This window comes from Sporosarcina sp. FSL K6-3457 (assembly GCF_038007285.1).
Classification (GTDB): Bacteria; Bacillota; Bacilli; order Bacillales_A; family Planococcaceae; genus Sporosarcina.
This window is the reverse complement of record NZ_JBBOWX010000001.1, coordinates 1,063,155-1,079,734: the sequence shown is the minus strand read 5'-3', so window position 1 is coordinate 1,079,734 and position 16,580 is coordinate 1,063,155. Positions and strand designations below refer to the sequence as shown.

Below are 16,580 nucleotides of genomic sequence, written 5' to 3'. Positions count from 1 at the left end.
TTTTATTTATCGACAAAGAATGAATCGTAGTAGATTTCTATGCATACCTATAACAAATAATGGACAAGATTACTCTGTACAACATGCATCACTATCACATAGGAAATATAGGTGATTAGATGAAAAAAACCTCAAATGTATTCTGGATTACGCTTGGACTTGTTTTCATAGCCGTTTTGTATGGCGCGCTAGCACCCGAAAGCTTCGAAGCTGTGACCACTGCTATGAAAGACTTTATCACATCGGCATTCGGTTGGTATTATTTACTTTTCGTCACAGCCATCGTGCTGTTCTGTCTGTTCTTTATCGTCAGCCCCATGGGACAAATCACACTCGGTAAGCCGAATGAAAAACCAGAGTATTCTCGGATGAGCTGGTTTGCGATGCTGTTTTCAACCGGGATGGGAATCGGTCTCGTCTTCTGGGGCGCCGCAGAACCACTATCGCACTTTGCGATAAATCCTGCAACAGAACAACCGGGTACGGATGCTGCTTTTCGAGAATCCATGCGTTATACCTTTTTCCATTGGGGCATTCATGCATGGGCCATTTACGCAATCGTTGCCATGTCACTGGCCTATTTCCAATTCCGGAAAGGCGAGCCAGGATTGATATCTGCAACGTTAAAACCAATATTCGGTAACCGTATGAATGGGACACCCGGCACAATCGTCAATGTACTTGCCGTTTTCGCGACAGTCATAGGTGTTGCCACAACACTCGGTTTTGGCGCCATTCAAATCAATGGCGGGCTCTCTTATCTATTCGATTTACCCATTAGTTTTCCTGTTCAATTTGTCATTATTATCGTCGTCACTATTCTCTTTATCGCTTCGGCATGGTCAGGTATCAGTAAGGGAATTAAATATTTGTCCAACGCCAATATGGTACTTGCGGCAATACTGCTCATTTTTGTCATTATTCTCGGACCTACCCTGTTAATTTTTGATACATTTACCGACACCATCGGCTCATACTTTCAAAACTTACCACGCATGAGCTTCCGTGCTGCACCGCTCGATGACAGTGACCGGGCTTGGATTAATACGTGGACGATTTTCTACTGGGCATGGTGGATTTCATGGTCACCATTTGTTGGCATATTCATCGCCCGTGTATCGCGCGGACGAACGATACGTGAATTCCTGACAGGCGTCCTGTTATTACCGACATTACTTAGCTTTTTCTGGTTCTCTGTTTTCGGTGCTACTGCAATGGATGTGCAAATCAAAGGTGTGGATTTGACCCCACTATCGACTGAAGAAACGCTCTTCGCAGTTTTTCATGAATTGCCAATGTCCATGTTTCTATCGATTATCGCTATTCTGCTCATCGCCATCTTTTTCATCACATCGGCGGACTCAGCAACATTTGTTCTTGGTATGCAGACAACATACGGATCACTTCAACCACCTAATGTCGTCAAGTTGACATGGGGAATTGCACAAGCGGCCATTGCCATCATTCTGCTATCAGCCAACGGATTGACCGCCCTACAAAATGCATTGATTATTGCTGCGTTGCCTTTTTCCTTTGTTATCATCGGTATGATGGTTTCACTTTATAAGGAACTCAATAAGGAGCGCAAAGAGATGGGGTTAATGGTGAGGCCATATCCGAAAAAGAAATGATGATCATATACTGCATGAAGCGAAAATGCCTTTCAGGGGGCCAGCTACTGCTACAATTCGAAGGACACGATTTATAGTGGTAACTGTCCCCTAGCATTTTTATATTTCTACAATCAATGGTTTTTTGTGTCGATTTCATCGGATGGCTATATATTCTTTCTCCATAATAAAATTCTCCATCAATCCCAGAACTCCGGCTTTCAACTCTGGTCTTTCAAGCGCAAAGGCCAAAGTTGTTTCGATAAATCCTAATTGTTCACCAACATCATATCTTTTTCCTTCAAATTTATATGCATAGATATCTTGAATGGCCTTCAGCCTTTGAAGAGCATCCGTAAGCTGGATTTCTCCACCTTTACCTATTTTCTTCTCCTCTAGAATAGAAAACACTTCTGGTGTTAATATATACCGACCGATAATCGCCAAATTCGATGGGGCATTTTCCTTAGATGGCTTCTCTATAAGGTTTCTTATTTGCAATAAGTTTTTGTCTACCGGAAAAGCATCGATAACCCCATACTTATGAATGTTATCAGCATGAACCTCTTCCACACCTATGACACTCGAACCCGTTTTTTCATATTGCTCTATTAATTGCTTCAGTGCTGGTGTTTCACTTCTAACAATATCATCCCCAAGCATAACCCCAAATGGTTCATTGCCTATAAATTTTCGTGCACACCATATCGCATGTCCTAATCCTAGTGGTTCTTTCTGACGAATATAATGAATGTCCACTGAAGCTGATTCCAATACCTTCTCGAGTAGCTCGAACTTCTCTTTTTTTATAAGATTTGCCTCCAGCTCAAATGCATTATCGAAATGATCTTCAATCGCTCGTTTGCCTTTACCGGTAACAATGATAATATCCTCAATACCTGCTGCAATTGCTTCTTCTACGATATATTGAATCGTCGGTTTATCAACAATCGGCAGCATTTCTTTTGGCATTGCTTTTGTAGCGGGTAAAAAACGCGTTCCTAAACCTGCTGCTGGAATGATTACTTTTTTGATGTTAGCCAATGATATTACTCCTTTCATCATTACCTCGCTGTTAATAGATATTTTTTACTTCCCGTTCCGACAACAACGTCACGAACAATCCATTGTCTATGATTTTAAATTTTTGAAGTACTGATCTGTCCTTGATCATTAATACTTACTTTCCATTTGGTTCCGTTCGGAGAAACTAACGTTACAGCATTCCCTTTTTGTAGCTCTAAGTCCCCGTACAATTTACCACCTGTAGTTAGGCAACCAAGAGGCACCATGTTGTAACGAAGATTTTGCGAATATCCGATTAATACGAAATCGCTTATGCTCTTGTGACCATCCGCTTAGCGTTAGCTTCACTTTATACAACGTAGCCGCTCTTACCTCTGATAGTACAGTATTTCCAACGTTAAATTGAACATCCTTCGCCACTTTCCATGGTCCATTTAAGCTCTGTTGATATTCAATCAATATTCTACTTGGACTTTCCCCCCATCCAAAATAGATACCCAAGCAATTCAGCGATTGTATAGGCTGATTTGACAGGTCCAATTCAATGACAATCGGCTGAGTACTAGGTACATCCAAGTAATTCACACTTTGCTCATCTAGTAAGTTAAAACAATTATTAATATTTCCTCCATATGGGGCTTTTCCTGCAAGTTGACGTACGGTATACCGGACAGGTGCATTCACTAAGACATCATCTTGGTTCCCAACCAAATGTGCTTTCCCTAGTGCAAGCGGAGGATATACGTGTAGGGATTCTTCATGAGAGGACGTGCACTGATTGTAAAGCCCAAGATCAAGAATAAATGGAGCTACTTGATTTGAGTTTAGGTAATTATGGTGGGAAGTGGACGAGAATTCAACAACAACTGGAGGATTATCCATACGGAATGTATCCCATATAACTCCCTCAAACACATTGTAGGCGCCAGCACATCGGATTACCTTTTTTGTTTGTTTTCGGCATTGAATTTGGAGGCCAGTAAACGTGTTTCCGGAAATTTCGTAAGGTAAATCACTATTTCCATCAATCTCTATACCATACTGACAACCATCTATAAAAATGGAATTGAAAGAGTTAGCATTAATCCAACTCGGCGTATTTTTATTTTGAAGTTTTTCTGTTTTAAGATAAAGAGCCGTATGAAAGTTCGTGATTTGTATGGCGTTCATCCTAAAGAAGCTAATGAACTCCCATGCTTTTTTACAGTATAATTGAATGGCTATCCCCTGATATGTTGTAGTTCGGTTTAGTATATTTAGATTAGATAGGGAAGTATAATTATGATTCTCGATTTGTTGAGCGCCCGAAAGGAAAATAACGGTTGAATTAAAGCTATTATCTACAATTTCAATTGTTCCACCCGAGATTGAAGCATCTTTTTCGAGCTCAAACACTTGAAAATTCCCTTTGACGATTAACGTCACAGTGGCATCGATTTCTAGGCTTACATGAGATTTAACGACAATGGGTGATGCAAGCATATATTGCTTCTTCCCCGTAATTACTACTTTAGAATAATTATTAGCTATACAATTATCAATCGCTTGTTGAATGGCTGGTGAATTGTCTGCTAAATTGGGGTCAGCCCCAAAACAATCAATGTTTATCACATCTCTTTTTTGGCAGTCTTTAGAATCCGTCATTTTATAACACTCCTTCCAGTGGTGTGTTATAGTTTATGCTTTTTTTTAAAGGATACATAGGTTTTAAAAAATGAAGCCTCTATTTTTTAACATCTGTAAGCTTCCAGCGTAGAATGAATCATCGTTGAAAGAGTAAACCTTTCCTCCACTTTTTTTCTTGCTGCACCTATCAAGCCTCGTCTTAAATCCTCATTATCATGAAGCAACTTTATTTTTTCCGCAAACTCTCTTTCCGAATGATGCCGTATAAGAATCCCTGTTTCATAATCCACAATCGCTTCTTTAATGCCACCAACATCTACAGACACAATTGGCGTTCCTGTAGCCATTGCTTCAAGGATGACCATTGGGAAGACTTCTCTAAAGGATGTTAGAAGCAACAAGTCCATGCTGCAAATAAACTCATATGGATTAGAAACCTGGCCTAAAACATTTATTTTGTGATGTAACTGCAAGTTTTTGATTTCTTTTTCAACAAATTCCCTCTCAGGTCCATCCCCTGCAATATGAAAAACAACTTGTTCCATATCTCTTAATTCATTAGCAATGTTTAAAAATAATACATGATTTTTTTCTTTAGATAAACGTGCTAAGATTCCGACATTAAATGTTTTCTGAGCTTGCAATGGCTGAAATGAAAATTGTTTTATATCAACTCCATTATAAATCGTTTGGATTAGCTCATTCCTTACACCAAGTCGTAATAAGTTCCCTTTTTCAAAATTACTAACCGCGATAACCTGATGGACATACCGATTTACTACCGTTTTAAATAGGAGGGGGACCCTTTTTTCAAGTACCGTTACATTGTGTTTGGTATAGACCAGCTTCATGTCCCTTTTGGTAATTTTCCTTACTACGATGGAATAGAGCAGCATCCTTAAACTATTTGCATGAATGATACGAATGTCCTTTTGAATGACTTGTCTACTCAGTGTCTTAAGATTAGTGAGATGATTTTTTAAGCTCAGAGAAATAAAGTTCGTTTTATGATGAATTTCATTGTACATTTCACCTGGTGCAGCTGCTGAATAAAACGTCATATTTGCAGCCTTCAGATGATTTTCTAATTTACAAAAATACATCTCAGCACCACCCGTTATGAGTTTGTCAGTTAACAGTAGAACATTGTGCATTCCTTATTCACCTCCATTCGGTCATCCGTTAGCTCGATTTTAATCTGTTTTTCCTGTACGCATGATACGCATATTTACCGAAGTAAAAGTTTACTTTTACCAAATTTAACTTCTCTTGATGTCGTAAGAGCTTCCAATATCGATAGGCAGCCTTTAATTTATTCCTTGATGTGGAGTTACTAACAATACGATAATTGGACAAAACCTTTTGTAAGCCATATGCTTGATGCCCTTGTTTTAGTAACACCAACCATAAAGCCGTGTCTTCAGGTTGAATAATAGGCATTTCTATTTGTTTAATTTGCTGCCTATCTAACATCACTGTTAAACAGCCAATTGTTGTATTTCCAATCAGATACTTATAGTCCACAATTTCAGGTGCCGTTACTTCTATCCCCATATGATCTCCTTCCTCACTAATCAAAGAATAGGAAGTAAATGAAAAAGAAATATTTCCCTTTTGCATAAAAGTAACTTGCTCTTCTAATTTAGTAGGTAACCATACATCATCACTATCAAGAAAGGCTATGTAATCTCCTTTTGCCCTTCTGATCGCAATGTTTCTAGCCTCAGCAGCACCAACATTCTCGGTTAAGCAAATCAATTGAATCCGCGGATCACCTTCTACATATTGTTTAATTAAATGGACTGAGTCATCCTTTGACTGATCGTCAACAATGATCATTTCCCAATGAGAATAGGATTGTGCTAGGACGGATTCAATGGTTTCTTTTATAAAAGCCGTACTGTTATACGAAGGAGTAATAATGGAAATCAATGGACCACTATCCTTTTGGCTGTGTTTCATAAGATTCAGCTCCTTTTCTTTCAAATACAGAAATATATTTCAAAGCCAGTGCAAGAAATACAAAAAAAGCTTCATTAATCATAAGAGATAGGGAAACCATCTGTAATAAAAAAGCGAAAAGTGTAAGAACAATGTATGGTTTTTTGATATGCAATCGAGTCTTGAGTAGAGTAATAATTAAAAAAAGCAGGAAATGAAAGTAAAAAACAAAACCTATTATTCCTGACTCCACCAAAACCTCCAAATACGTATTGTGAACATATAGTTTTATATTATGGTCAAACTCATAGTAATCAGAAAAATTGAATGCACCAATTCCAAACAGCGGATGTGACATAAAATATTGTAAGGCCTGACCCCATAATTCAAATCGACCACTTCCTCCATCGGTAGAAAAATCGGTAATACGGCTAGTAATGATTTGATTTACATCTAATTGACTGAAAGAGCCTGCAATATACAGAACGAGGAGGCATAAGAAAGAAGCTGCTATCATTTTTAGTTTTTTCGAAAAGTTAGCTAAAACCATGTACAATATAACAACGAGGAGGAGTGCAACAATTCCACCTCTTGAAAAAGTGAGAAGAGAGGTAATTACACATAAGATGAATCCAACTGAATGCTTAACTCCCTTTAAATTTGTTAAATAAAAGGAAAAAAATATTGTATTATAAAAAATAAAGATATTTGGATCCTCAAGTAATCCAATTAGTCTTGGGTAATCTCGATCTACTAATAATCCATAAGAAATAATCTCTACGCCTACCGATGTTCCCCCTGTCACCTTTAAACCAATTATGTACAATAACAGACTAACAGCGTTGAAAATAATCCCAACAGTAGCAATGGAAGTTTCAATGGTAGAAATCGAGGTTTGCTCAACTATAAATCTCATGATGAAATAGCAACCAAGGACAAGAATCACGCCTAGTATGACTCGAATGCTTGATTCTGGGTACAGTGAAAAAGCACCGCTTATACAATAAGTAAAATAAAACAAAAGTAGTAAAATTTCATAATGATAAAGAGAACGAAAGTAAAATTCTCTAAAATAAACACATAGAATAATAGCCAGAAAGATCATATATATTTTTAATGAAAAACCAATATATAAATTATATTTACTAAGCGTAACAAAAAGTAACAAGAGGAAGACGGGCCATGTAGATATGGTTTTATCAATTTGCAATATCTTCATCCTCTCCCTGTCTCCCTTTTGTTACATAACGGGTTCCCTGTTGCATTTTCTTTTTTATAAAATCTACAATTAAGGACTGAATCGACTTATCTACGAAGAAAATCATCGCAGACATCGAGATGATGGTTACAATCATTGCCACAAATGAATGGTGATGTAATAAATAGTATGAAAGGATAAAACTTACGAAAAAGCAGAAGCCATATGGAATGACAACCTTGATTACTACGATTTTTCTTATTGGATGGGCCAGGATATAGCCCAAGAAAGAGACAATTTCCATAGTTAACACCGCAATGGCTGCACCTACCACTGCATGGCTAGTACTCAGATAATAAAGAGACATTGAACCAATCGTTATTGTAGCGAACTGTACAAAAGTCCGACGGTTCTGTAACCCTCTTGTTGTGAGGCCGTCAGCGATGGCGATGTTAAATCCTTGTAGCACAATAATGAAGGACAAAATTTTTAAGGGTTGAACCGCAGAACTCCATTCATCGCCAAATAAAACAGGGATCAAGTATCCAGCCAAATAGAATAAGGATATAGACACACACATCCCAATGTAGAACATAATCTTCGTTTGCAAAAGATTTAATCGTGTATGCTCCTCCAGCTTTCCTTGGTTATAATTCTTAAATAACAAAGGGTAAAATGCTCCTGCAATCACCCCCGGTACTTGATATAAAGCAGAAGGAATCCGGTAAGCTACCGCAAAGAGACCCACAAGCGTTAAAGGCAGTGTTTTTTCTAACACTAATGGACCTAATTGGGGCGTTAACATAATAAATAACCCACTTATTAAAAATGGACTAAGATTCGTTAATAACTGGTGTTGAAAAGGTGACTTCCATTTCACCTTCACTTTCCCACGAAGTAAATATAGGCTGTAAAGTCCCCCTAAGAAAAAAGAAAAACCATATAAGAAGGCTGTCAACTCGACATTCACTTTTAAAATCATAGAAAAAACGGTTAAGACCATTAATAAAATCGCAGAAATAATTTTAATGGATGCGATAAACTGCATCCTTTCAGTTAATTGAAAATAAATTATTCCTATCGTTTGCATCGTCAGACCAATAACCATGGGAATCATCAGAATATACATCATATAAAGAATCTGTGGTTCTTGATAGAAGATTTGAATACCGACCGAAAAAACAATACATGCCAGAAACAAACAAATAACTCGGAACTTTATATAAGATGAAAATTTAATACTTAGGTTTTCCTGCTTCAATCCTTCACGAAGGAACGTGTTACTTACCCCGAGGTCTGTAAAAAAGTTCATGATCATTGAGAGAGCTAACGCCACGCTAAATATGCCATAGTTTTGTGCATTAAAATAATTGGCTAATAGGATAAGCGTAGTAGCATTTAAGATATTGGCAAGAATCGTACTATAAAATAAATGGATTATGTTCTTTAGTATCGAATTTTTCATCCAATTTATAGCGATAAGTTCTTAGTTTTGTGTAGTGCTGTAGATTCTTCAACTGAAGTTATAGTAGATTGATTTTGCTCTAGATAATATTCATATGTTTTCACCAGGCCATCTGAGAGCGAATATTTAGGTTGCCAATTCAACTTTTGAATACTCATTTTATTACAAAGCAAACTTTCTTTTACATCTCCACTTTTAGACGATTTATAAATAGGGAAAATATCATTTTGGCTGATGGATTGAATAATTGAGTACAGCTGATTAATACTTGAACTAATTGTTAATGAAATATTGAAGATTCCACTTCCATCAAATCGAAGAGCTTGAAGATTAGCACTTGCAACATCCTCTACATAGATAAAGTCTCTCGTTTGTAAGCCGTCACCATAAATAACCGGCTGCTCATTGTTAATGATATGGTTGGTTAAGATTGAAATGACCCCACCTTCACCAACTGATGCTTGCCGCGGCCCATACACATTGCTATAACGAAGAATGACATAATCTAAATCGAATAGTTTTTTTGCGAGTATTAAGTACTCCTCGGCTGTTTTTTTCGAAGCACCATAAGGGGATAATGGTTGGATAGGATGTGAAACTAAAATTGGCAGCGTATTAGAATTTCCATATACAGCTGCCGAAGAGGCAAACACAATCTTTTTCACGGCATACTCATGAGAAAGTTCTATAATATTTATTGTTCCCATGATATTGATGAGTGCATCATTCGAAATATCTGAAATCGAGTTTTGGACACTCACTTGTGCAGCTTCGTGAATCACATAATCGGGCTTGAATGTCTCCATCGCTTTCTCTAGCGTTTCCTTATCCTCAATGTTGCCTATAAAAACCATCACTCTTGAATCGACATTCTGCATAGATCCGGTGGATAGATTATCATACACAGCAACTTCATAATTATTGCGAATTAATGTTTCCACAATATGAGATCCAATAAATCCAAAGCCACCCGTTACCAGTACCTTCATCATTCTTCTATTCCTCCATCCATTTATTCACCCTGTCTTTTCAAGTAAGCTCGTGATACAAAAAGAGATTTTATCGGTCTCTCCCTTTTATTTAATGAGCACTGTACCCGTTATTTCATGTTTTGCACGTTCAAATTGTTTTTTCACACTTGTAATACTCTCCAAATTATCTCGTCCCTCCATTACCGCTAATATAATACCGTCACAATGGTTTGCCATGATTTGTGCATCAGGCATACTTAGACTATTGGATGTATGAAATAAAATGATATCAAAATGCTGTTTCCATTCCTTAATAAGATTAGGTACGTTCGCTAAGGTTAACAATGCCAGTGGCTCATAAAGGATCTCGCCCGTCGGTAAACAGAATAGATCATCCGTTATCTGTATCGTATTTCCCCTATATTGGGGTTGCTCTCCTAAAAGCAAAGGAGTTAGACCGGCCGTATTATCCACCTTAAAGAAACTATGTAGCGAAGGGTCACGAAGATTACCATCTACTAGTAACACTCGTTTCCCTTTTTTCGAAAAGGTAAGGGCTAAATAGGCAGTAGCATAGACGATGCTTTTAGTTTGTCTAAGCGATGTGACCATTAGTAATACTGGCTCTCCCTTGGCAAAGTTAGATTCGATATTGTTGCATATATTGTAAAATTGCTCCTTTTTTTTTATATCATTTGGATTAAAAAAATGTTTCCTCTTAAATTTAATAGCCAGAGTATTCACCGCGTTTCTCTATAGATAAAGTTTTATAACGTATTTTCCGCATTTTTTTCCCTTTAGTGTTTACATTCACTTTTCCTAACAAAGGAAGACCAAGAAGATCTAGTTCGGCATCACTAAAATTTGTATCATCAAAGTGTTCCTGTACAAGTGCCAATGCTACTCCTGCGAAAAAACCCACCACAATTGAAATGATTATAACGAATTTGATTTTCGGAAAAAGATGCTCAGATTCTTCAATGATGTTGGAATCTAATAGAATATTTATTGGATTGACATTTGCAAAGTTTTTAAACCTATTTATGGACTGATTCGCCATTGACTGTGCAATGGATTTAGCTAACTCTGGATTAGAATCTTTAACAGTAATTGTAATTATTTGCGAATTATCTCGATTGGTTACAGATATTTGCTTGAGTAACTCATAATTTGAACCAGTTAGCTTTAACTCCTCTTTTACACCTGTCATGACCTGAGGGCTTTTAATAGTATCCATATACGAAAGAGCGAGCTGTCTATTTTCTTGTACCTTATTCATCGAGGACACCTGATCGTCCATGCCTAAAGAGCCTGCTAGCACTTGAATGGAGTACTGATAGGTAGGTTTCACCAAATACAAGGACGTCATAATAAGGACAGCAGTTATACCAATCATAGTCAGTAAAATGAGTAAGAATCGCTTTTTTAAAATTTCTACTAAATCTTTTATTTTTACTTTGTCATTCATCCTCTTCACCACTTTTTAGGTTATATGAACATTTTTCATAACTTTTGATAGTATGCTCTTCACGTTACAACTAACACATCACTTATACTTTCCTTTTTATCAGGAACATCCTCAATAAGCCCCTTTCCCCCTTATTACATATTTGAATGTTGCACCAATAATTTTAAGATCAAGTAGGAAACTCCAGTTTTCAACATAGTAAAGGTCATACTCTATTTTCTTGCCATGACTTATTTCAGATCGTCCATTTATTTGGGCATATCCTGTGACACCAGGCTTTACAAGCAACCTTTTTTCCTGATGGGCATTATACATATCTGTAATGACAGGTATTTCAGGCCGCGGCCCAACAATACTCATATCACCTTTCAATACGTTCAAAAGCTGTGGTAACTCATCCAAACTATACTTCCGTAAAATCTTCCCAATGGACGTCACTGCTGCATCACCCGCCGTTTTAAAAAGAAAACTATCAGGAACCCCTTCTTGCCATTCATACTTATGCCTATTATCATCTTGTTTCATAACTTTCATCGTTCGGAATTTGAAGATAGTAAATGGCTCATTCTGAAGGCCTGTCCTTGATTGAGTAAAAAATACTGGTCCTCCTGAAAATAAGATCACTGCAATAGATACTATGATAAATATGGGTAGGCAACAAATAAGAAGGAGAAAGCTCATAACAATATCTAAAATCCTCTTCCCATAGTGATGCCTATATATAACCGGCACTCTTACATCTAAACGTTGATGCATTTTTTCCACTTGAATCCCTCCATAAAAAGTGTGCATTTTGCCATGTTACATAAAAACTAGTACTTCTTGCATTGTGAATAAACTCAAACTCTCAAACTCACTTATTACACAGTATAAGCAGGCAAAACTAAAATTATGCTATCGATTTTAGATATTATTAAAAGAACCTGAGAAAGTCTGATATTCCACTAAATAAGCAGTCATAGATTACCTGAATCTCCTACTCTAATTAGCACATAACACCCTCCGGCTTCGAATAACATATCAGTATTAAATTGTGCAAAGGAGTGTATTTTAATTGAAGGAGATTAAAATAATGATTACGAAGTTTCGTACCTTTTGGAGAAGTAAACGGTTACACAAAGCTATTCATATTTTGAAAAACAAAAAGGTAACGATTATCAGTCAGAATTGCTATGGCGGAATATTCTCACACGATTACCAACTCAAATACATGTCCCCCACAATCAATCTATATTTTTCAGTTCCCGACTTTGTGAAGTTCTGTAAAAGTATCGAAGCATATATTAAATTACCGCTAAAAGAAGTTAAACAAGATGAATATTCATATCCTCTGGGGACATTGGGTGAATTGACAATTCATTTTGTTCACTATAGTAGTTTTGATGAGGCTAATAACAAGTGGAAAGAGCGTTGTGAACGGATTGATTTGGACAATCTGTATTTTATGATGTCTGATAGAGATGGCTGTACGAATGACGATTTACTCGAATTTGATAAATTACCATGCAAGAATAAAGTAGTTTTTGTACACGAACCACGACCGGATATTAAATCAGCATTGTATGTTCCAGGTTACAAGAAAAAAAGTAGTGTAGGAAACATATACAAATGGAAGGGTGTTTTCGGGAAAAGGACATGGGATAGGTGTGATTTTAATTTTGTTCGTTTTATAAATCATAAAAACTAGCATGGTGCCAGTCAGTGCGACTGGTACTACATTTTGAAATTTCCAAAACAAAAAAGACCTCACCCAAAGATGAAGTCGTCTACCTTATATTCGTATTTATCCAAATGCCACATCCAGTATCATCATAACGGCAAATCCAAGCATTAAACACATCGAAGCCAAATCCTTATTGCCATTTTCCTGTGAACCTGGTATTACTTCTTCTACGACGACGAAAATCATCGCACCCGCCGCAAAACTAAGTGCAAATGGCAAAATCGGTGCCATCAATGTAACTGCAAGAACCCCTATAACAGCAGCAATCGGTTCAACAGCCCCCGAAGATTGACCATACATGAAGGCTTTTCTACGCGACATACCATCTCTCCGCAAGGGCATAGAAACTGCTGTCCCCTCCGGCAAGTTTTGAATCCCAATCCCGACAGCTAAAGCAATGGCTGCGGCTAATGAGGCTGATGGAAAACCAGCAGCTACCGCACCAAAAGCAACACCGATCGCTAATCCTTCAGGAATATTATGCAAGGTAATTGCCATCACCAATAATGTACTACGACGCTTTTTTTCCGGATGGATCCCCTCTGCGTCTGTCATTGGAGAAGTCGGATGCACGTGAGGAATGATTTTATCGGCACCCCATAGAAAAAATCCGCCTAGTAAAAAACCAGCAGCTGCTGGAAACCAAGAAGGAAAAGGTCCAGTCTCGGCCATTTCAATAGCAGGTGCCAGCAATGACCAAAAACTCGCCGCAATCATCACACCGCCTGCAAAGCCTAGCATACCATCCATCAGTTTTTGGTTCACCGTCTTCGTCGTAAATACTAACGCAGCCCCAAGCGCCGTCATTCCCCAAGTAAATAAAGTCGCGATTAAAGCTTGGTAAACGGCATCTAGCCCCATAAAATATTCAACCATATTGTTCTTCCTCTCTATTCAAAGCTAACACTCGTCATTCTTCATTATAATGTCATTGTATGCTAGGAGTTTCCCTGACGCAACATCTTAATTTCTAAATGAAAAATACAGATGGGTGTCTGATACTCAGGAGCAGACTAACTACTTCAAACTAAAGGCCATGCAGAATTTCATCCGCATGGCCTCCTCTTACTCTTTTCACAATTTAACTTTCTGCAAACGCAAAGCATTCAAGACAACGGACACCGAACTGAACGCCATCGCTGCACCCGCAACCCACGGGGCTAACAGGCCAAGTGCTGCAACTGGAATTCCAATTGTGTTGTAGAAAAATGCGAAGAATAAGTTTTGCTTTATATTACGCATCGTTTTGCGACTCATAATAATCGCATCTGCCACACTGTTTAAGTCTCCGCGCATCAGCGTAATATCCGCCGCCTCAATCGCAATATCTGTCCCTGTTCCAACAGCCATTCCGATATTCGCCATAGCGAGTGCTGGCGCGTCATTGATACCGTCGCCCACCATGGCCACTTTCTTACCTTGGTCTTGCAGCTTTTTAATTTCATTACTTTTTTGTTCAGGCAACACCTCTGCAATAACATGTGTCAGACCAACTTGACGCGCAATTGCTTCTGCCGTACGTTGGTTATCGCCTGTCAGCATAATAACTTCCAGCCCCAAAGCCTGCATTCTCGCAATCGCTTCTTTCGACGTTTCCTTCACTGTATCAGCTACTGCCACGACACCTGCAAGCTTATGATCCACAGCAATCAACATCGCTGTTTTTCCTTCACTCTCCAGCTTTTCCATTGCAGCATTTGAATCTAAAATCGCAATATTACGCTCTTTCATCAATTTCCGTGTGCCAACTAATACGTCTCTGCCACTAACGACAGCCCGAATACCATAGCCTGGTAATGCTTCAAAATCAGTCACTTCAAGCAATGACAAGCCTTTTTCTTTCACACCTAGCACAATCGCTTGCGCCAATGGATGCTCAGATTGATTTTCAGCTGTTGCTACTAATTGCAGCACTTCATTCTCCGAAAAGCCTTCTGTCACTGTAATATCCGTTAAAGCTGGTTGACCTTTTGTCACAGTTCCTGTTTTATCCAACACCACAGTGTCAATCGAGCGCGTATTCTCCAAATGTTCTCCGCCTTTAAACAACAGCCCCATTTCAGCCGCTCTACCTGAACCCGCCATAATCGAAGTCGGCGTCGCCAAACCTAGCGCACATGGACAAGCAATAACCAAAATCGAAATCGTTGGAATCAAAGCCGAACGGAAATCGCCCGGTGTCACCATAAAGAACCAAATGAAGAACGTTGCCACTGCAATCACAACAACAACCGGTACAAAGATACCTGAAATTCTATCTGCTAAACGCTGGATTTCTGCTTTCGATCCTTGCGCTTCCTCAACTACTTTCACAATTTGCGCTAATGCTGTATCTTTCCCCACTTTTGTTGCCTTAATCTGCAATGAACCATTCTTATTGATCGTTGCACCAATGACTTTGTCGCCAACTACTTTATCAACCGGAAGACTTTCCCCCGTAATCATTGATTCATCTATAGCAGAACGTCCTTCAATAATTTCACCATCTACTGGAATTTTTTCACCAGGCTTCACAAGAATTGTATCACCTGCGATAACTTCCTCAATCGGTAATTCGATTTCAATGCCATCACGTAACACTCTTGCTGTTTTCGCTTGTAAACCTAACAACTTTTGAATCGCCTGACTCGTTTTTCCTTTTGCACGTACTTCAAATAATTTACCTAGGACGATTAGTGTAATAATAACTGCGGATGCTTCAAAATATAATTCGGGATGACCCACGCTTCCAGCATTCATCCATTCAATGGATAGGTACAAACTATAGAAATACGCTGCGCTCGTACCCAGTGCAACCAAAACGTCCATGTTGGCACTTTTATTGCGTAGCGAATTAAAAGCACCCTTATAAAACTGTGCACCGACGATGAATTGAACAGGTGTCGCTAATACCAGCTGTACCCATGGATTCATTAGAAATGCTGGTAAATAAATAAAGGATAAAAACTCAAAATGCGCCACCATTGTCCATAGTAATGGAATCGTCAAAATTAGTGAAAAGATAAACTTGTTTTGCTGCTTTTTAATTTCCTGTGCTTTATGATCCAATTTATCCTTGTTATCTTGCTTTGGTAGTAATTCATAGCCCATTTTTTTAACAATATTCATCATATCTGTCATTGCCACTTGTTTACTGTCGTATTCAACGGCGATAGTTTCCAGTGCAAAGTTGACACTTGCATTCGAAACACCGTCCATTTTGCTAACTCTTTTTTCAATACGAGTCGCACAAGCCGCACAAGTCATACCTGTAATATCAAAATCGACTTTGTCCTGCACAACACTAAAACCTAACTTTTCAACTCTTTCTTTAAAGTCATTGACGTTTGTTTTAGCTGGATCATAGACAATTGTCGAGCGTTCCAATGCAAAGTTGACATTGGCTTTTTCCACGCCTTCGATTTTAGTCAAGCCTTTTTCAATGCGATTCGCACAGGCTGCACACGTCATCCCCTGAATTTGCAATGTTTTTTCTGCTGTTGTCATAATATCTCTCCTCCGATACTTGGTGGGGGTATATATTTTTCGAAAAGAAGGATTATACCTACTGTG

At 38.2% G+C, this 16,580-nt stretch carries 13 protein-coding genes and 1 pseudogene; 2 read left to right on the top strand and 12 right to left on the bottom strand.

Features of this window, described 5'->3' with window-relative positions:
* The first annotated feature begins 119 nt into the window (after positions 1-119).
* The gene (locus N1I80_RS05185) at positions 120-1,631 is read left to right on the top strand and encodes a glycine betaine uptake BCCT transporter (protein ID WP_340736861.1); all 1,512 of its coding nucleotides are present in this window, start codon (positions 120-122) and stop codon (positions 1,629-1,631) included.
* Between the two features lie 135 nt (positions 1,632-1,766).
* Here N1I80_RS05185 and galU read toward each other — a convergent pair whose 3' ends face one another.
* The 10 genes and pseudogenes from galU to N1I80_RS05135 all read right to left on the bottom strand — a co-directional run bounded on the left by galU (position 1,767) and on the right by N1I80_RS05135 (position 12,061).
* Complete coding sequence (gene galU / locus N1I80_RS05180; protein ID WP_340736860.1) at positions 1,767-2,654, bottom strand: UTP--glucose-1-phosphate uridylyltransferase GalU; 888 nt, start codon at positions 2,652-2,654, stop codon at positions 1,767-1,769.
* Positions 2,655-2,749: 95 nt separating this feature from the next.
* Positions 2,750-4,280: pseudogene (locus N1I80_RS05175) on the bottom strand (hypothetical protein).
* An 86-nt stretch (positions 4,281-4,366) separates the two neighbouring features.
* Positions 4,367-5,416, bottom strand: a complete 1,050-nt coding sequence (locus tag N1I80_RS05170) for a glycosyltransferase family 4 protein (protein ID WP_340736859.1) — start codon at positions 5,414-5,416, stop codon at positions 4,367-4,369.
* Between the two features lie 28 nt (positions 5,417-5,444).
* The gene (locus tag N1I80_RS05165) at positions 5,445-6,224 is read right to left on the bottom strand and encodes a glycosyltransferase family 2 protein (protein WP_340736858.1); all 780 of its coding nucleotides are present in this window, start codon (positions 6,222-6,224) and stop codon (positions 5,445-5,447) included.
* Positions 6,202-7,413, bottom strand: coding sequence for an O-antigen ligase family protein (locus N1I80_RS05160; RefSeq protein WP_445683691.1), 1,212 nt, complete (start codon positions 7,411-7,413; stop codon positions 6,202-6,204). The genes N1I80_RS05165 and N1I80_RS05160 overlap by 23 nt, the downstream gene beginning before the upstream one ends.
* Complete coding sequence (locus N1I80_RS05155; protein ID WP_340736856.1) at positions 7,403-8,866, bottom strand: lipopolysaccharide biosynthesis protein; 1,464 nt, start codon at positions 8,864-8,866, stop codon at positions 7,403-7,405. The genes N1I80_RS05160 and N1I80_RS05155 overlap by 11 nt, the downstream gene beginning before the upstream one ends.
* Positions 8,867-8,871: 5 nt before the next feature.
* Positions 8,872-9,858, bottom strand: coding sequence for an NAD-dependent epimerase/dehydratase family protein (locus N1I80_RS05150; RefSeq protein ID WP_340736855.1), 987 nt, complete (start codon positions 9,856-9,858; stop codon positions 8,872-8,874).
* Between the two features lie 84 nt (positions 9,859-9,942).
* The gene (locus N1I80_RS05145) at positions 9,943-10,449 is read right to left on the bottom strand and encodes a CpsD/CapB family tyrosine-protein kinase (protein ID WP_340736854.1); all 507 of its coding nucleotides are present in this window, start codon (positions 10,447-10,449) and stop codon (positions 9,943-9,945) included.
* A 112-nt stretch (positions 10,450-10,561) separates the two neighbouring features.
* On the bottom strand, positions 10,562-11,305 hold the full coding sequence (locus N1I80_RS05140) for a YveK family protein (RefSeq protein WP_340736853.1): 744 nt from the start codon (positions 11,303-11,305) through the stop codon (positions 10,562-10,564).
* Positions 11,306-11,416: 111 nt separating this feature from the next.
* Complete coding sequence (locus N1I80_RS05135) at positions 11,417-12,061, bottom strand: sugar transferase (RefSeq protein ID WP_340739970.1); 645 nt, start codon at positions 12,059-12,061, stop codon at positions 11,417-11,419.
* A 316-nt stretch (positions 12,062-12,377) separates the two neighbouring features.
* Here N1I80_RS05135 and N1I80_RS05130 point away from each other — a divergent pair, with 316 nt between their 5' ends.
* Positions 12,378-12,992 carry a DUF1919 domain-containing protein gene (locus N1I80_RS05130; RefSeq protein ID WP_340736852.1) on the top strand — a complete coding sequence of 205 codons (615 nt, stop codon included), beginning with the start codon at positions 12,378-12,380 and terminating at the stop codon, positions 12,990-12,992.
* Positions 12,993-13,088: 96 nt separating this feature from the next.
* Here N1I80_RS05130 and N1I80_RS05125 read toward each other — a convergent pair whose 3' ends face one another.
* The gene (locus tag N1I80_RS05125; protein WP_340736851.1) at positions 13,089-13,904 is read right to left on the bottom strand and encodes a ZIP family metal transporter; all 816 of its coding nucleotides are present in this window, start codon (positions 13,902-13,904) and stop codon (positions 13,089-13,091) included.
* Between the two features lie 198 nt (positions 13,905-14,102).
* Positions 14,103-16,514, bottom strand: a complete 2,412-nt coding sequence (locus N1I80_RS05120; RefSeq protein ID WP_340736850.1) for a heavy metal translocating P-type ATPase — start codon at positions 16,512-16,514, stop codon at positions 14,103-14,105.
* Positions 16,515-16,580: the final 66 nt, after the last annotated feature.

What these genes read in the sequence shown, in the direction of transcription:
- N1I80_RS05185 (WP_340736861.1), top strand. Translation starts at nt 120, where the DNA reads ATGAAAAAAACCTCAAATGTATTCTGGATTACGCTTGGACTTGTTTTC.
- N1I80_RS05170 (WP_340736859.1), bottom strand. Translation starts at nt 5,416, where the DNA reads ATGCACAATGTTCTACTGTTAACTGACAAACTCATAACGGGTGGTGCT.
- N1I80_RS05165 (WP_340736858.1), bottom strand. Translation starts at nt 6,224, where the DNA reads ATGAAACACAGCCAAAAGGATAGTGGTCCATTGATTTCCATTATTACT.
- N1I80_RS05155 (WP_340736856.1), bottom strand. Translation starts at nt 8,866, where the DNA reads ATGAAAAATTCGATACTAAAGAACATAATCCATTTATTTTATAGTACG.
- N1I80_RS05150 (WP_340736855.1), bottom strand. Translation starts at nt 9,858, where the DNA reads ATGATGAAGGTACTGGTAACGGGTGGCTTTGGATTTATTGGATCTCAT.
- N1I80_RS05145 (WP_340736854.1), bottom strand. Translation starts at nt 10,449, where the DNA reads ATGGTCACATCGCTTAGACAAACTAAAAGCATCGTCTATGCTACTGCC.
- N1I80_RS05140 (WP_340736853.1), bottom strand. Translation starts at nt 11,305, where the DNA reads ATGAATGACAAAGTAAAAATAAAAGATTTAGTAGAAATTTTAAAAAAG.
- N1I80_RS05135 (WP_340739970.1), bottom strand. Translation starts at nt 12,061, where the DNA reads ATGCATCAACGTTTAGATGTAAGAGTGCCGGTTATATATAGGCATCAC.
- N1I80_RS05130 (WP_340736852.1), top strand. Translation starts at nt 12,378, where the DNA reads ATGATTACGAAGTTTCGTACCTTTTGGAGAAGTAAACGGTTACACAAA.
- N1I80_RS05125 (WP_340736851.1), bottom strand. Translation starts at nt 13,904, where the DNA reads ATGGTTGAATATTTTATGGGGCTAGATGCCGTTTACCAAGCTTTAATC.
- N1I80_RS05120 (WP_340736850.1), bottom strand. Translation starts at nt 16,514, where the DNA reads ATGACAACAGCAGAAAAAACATTGCAAATTCAGGGGATGACGTGTGCA.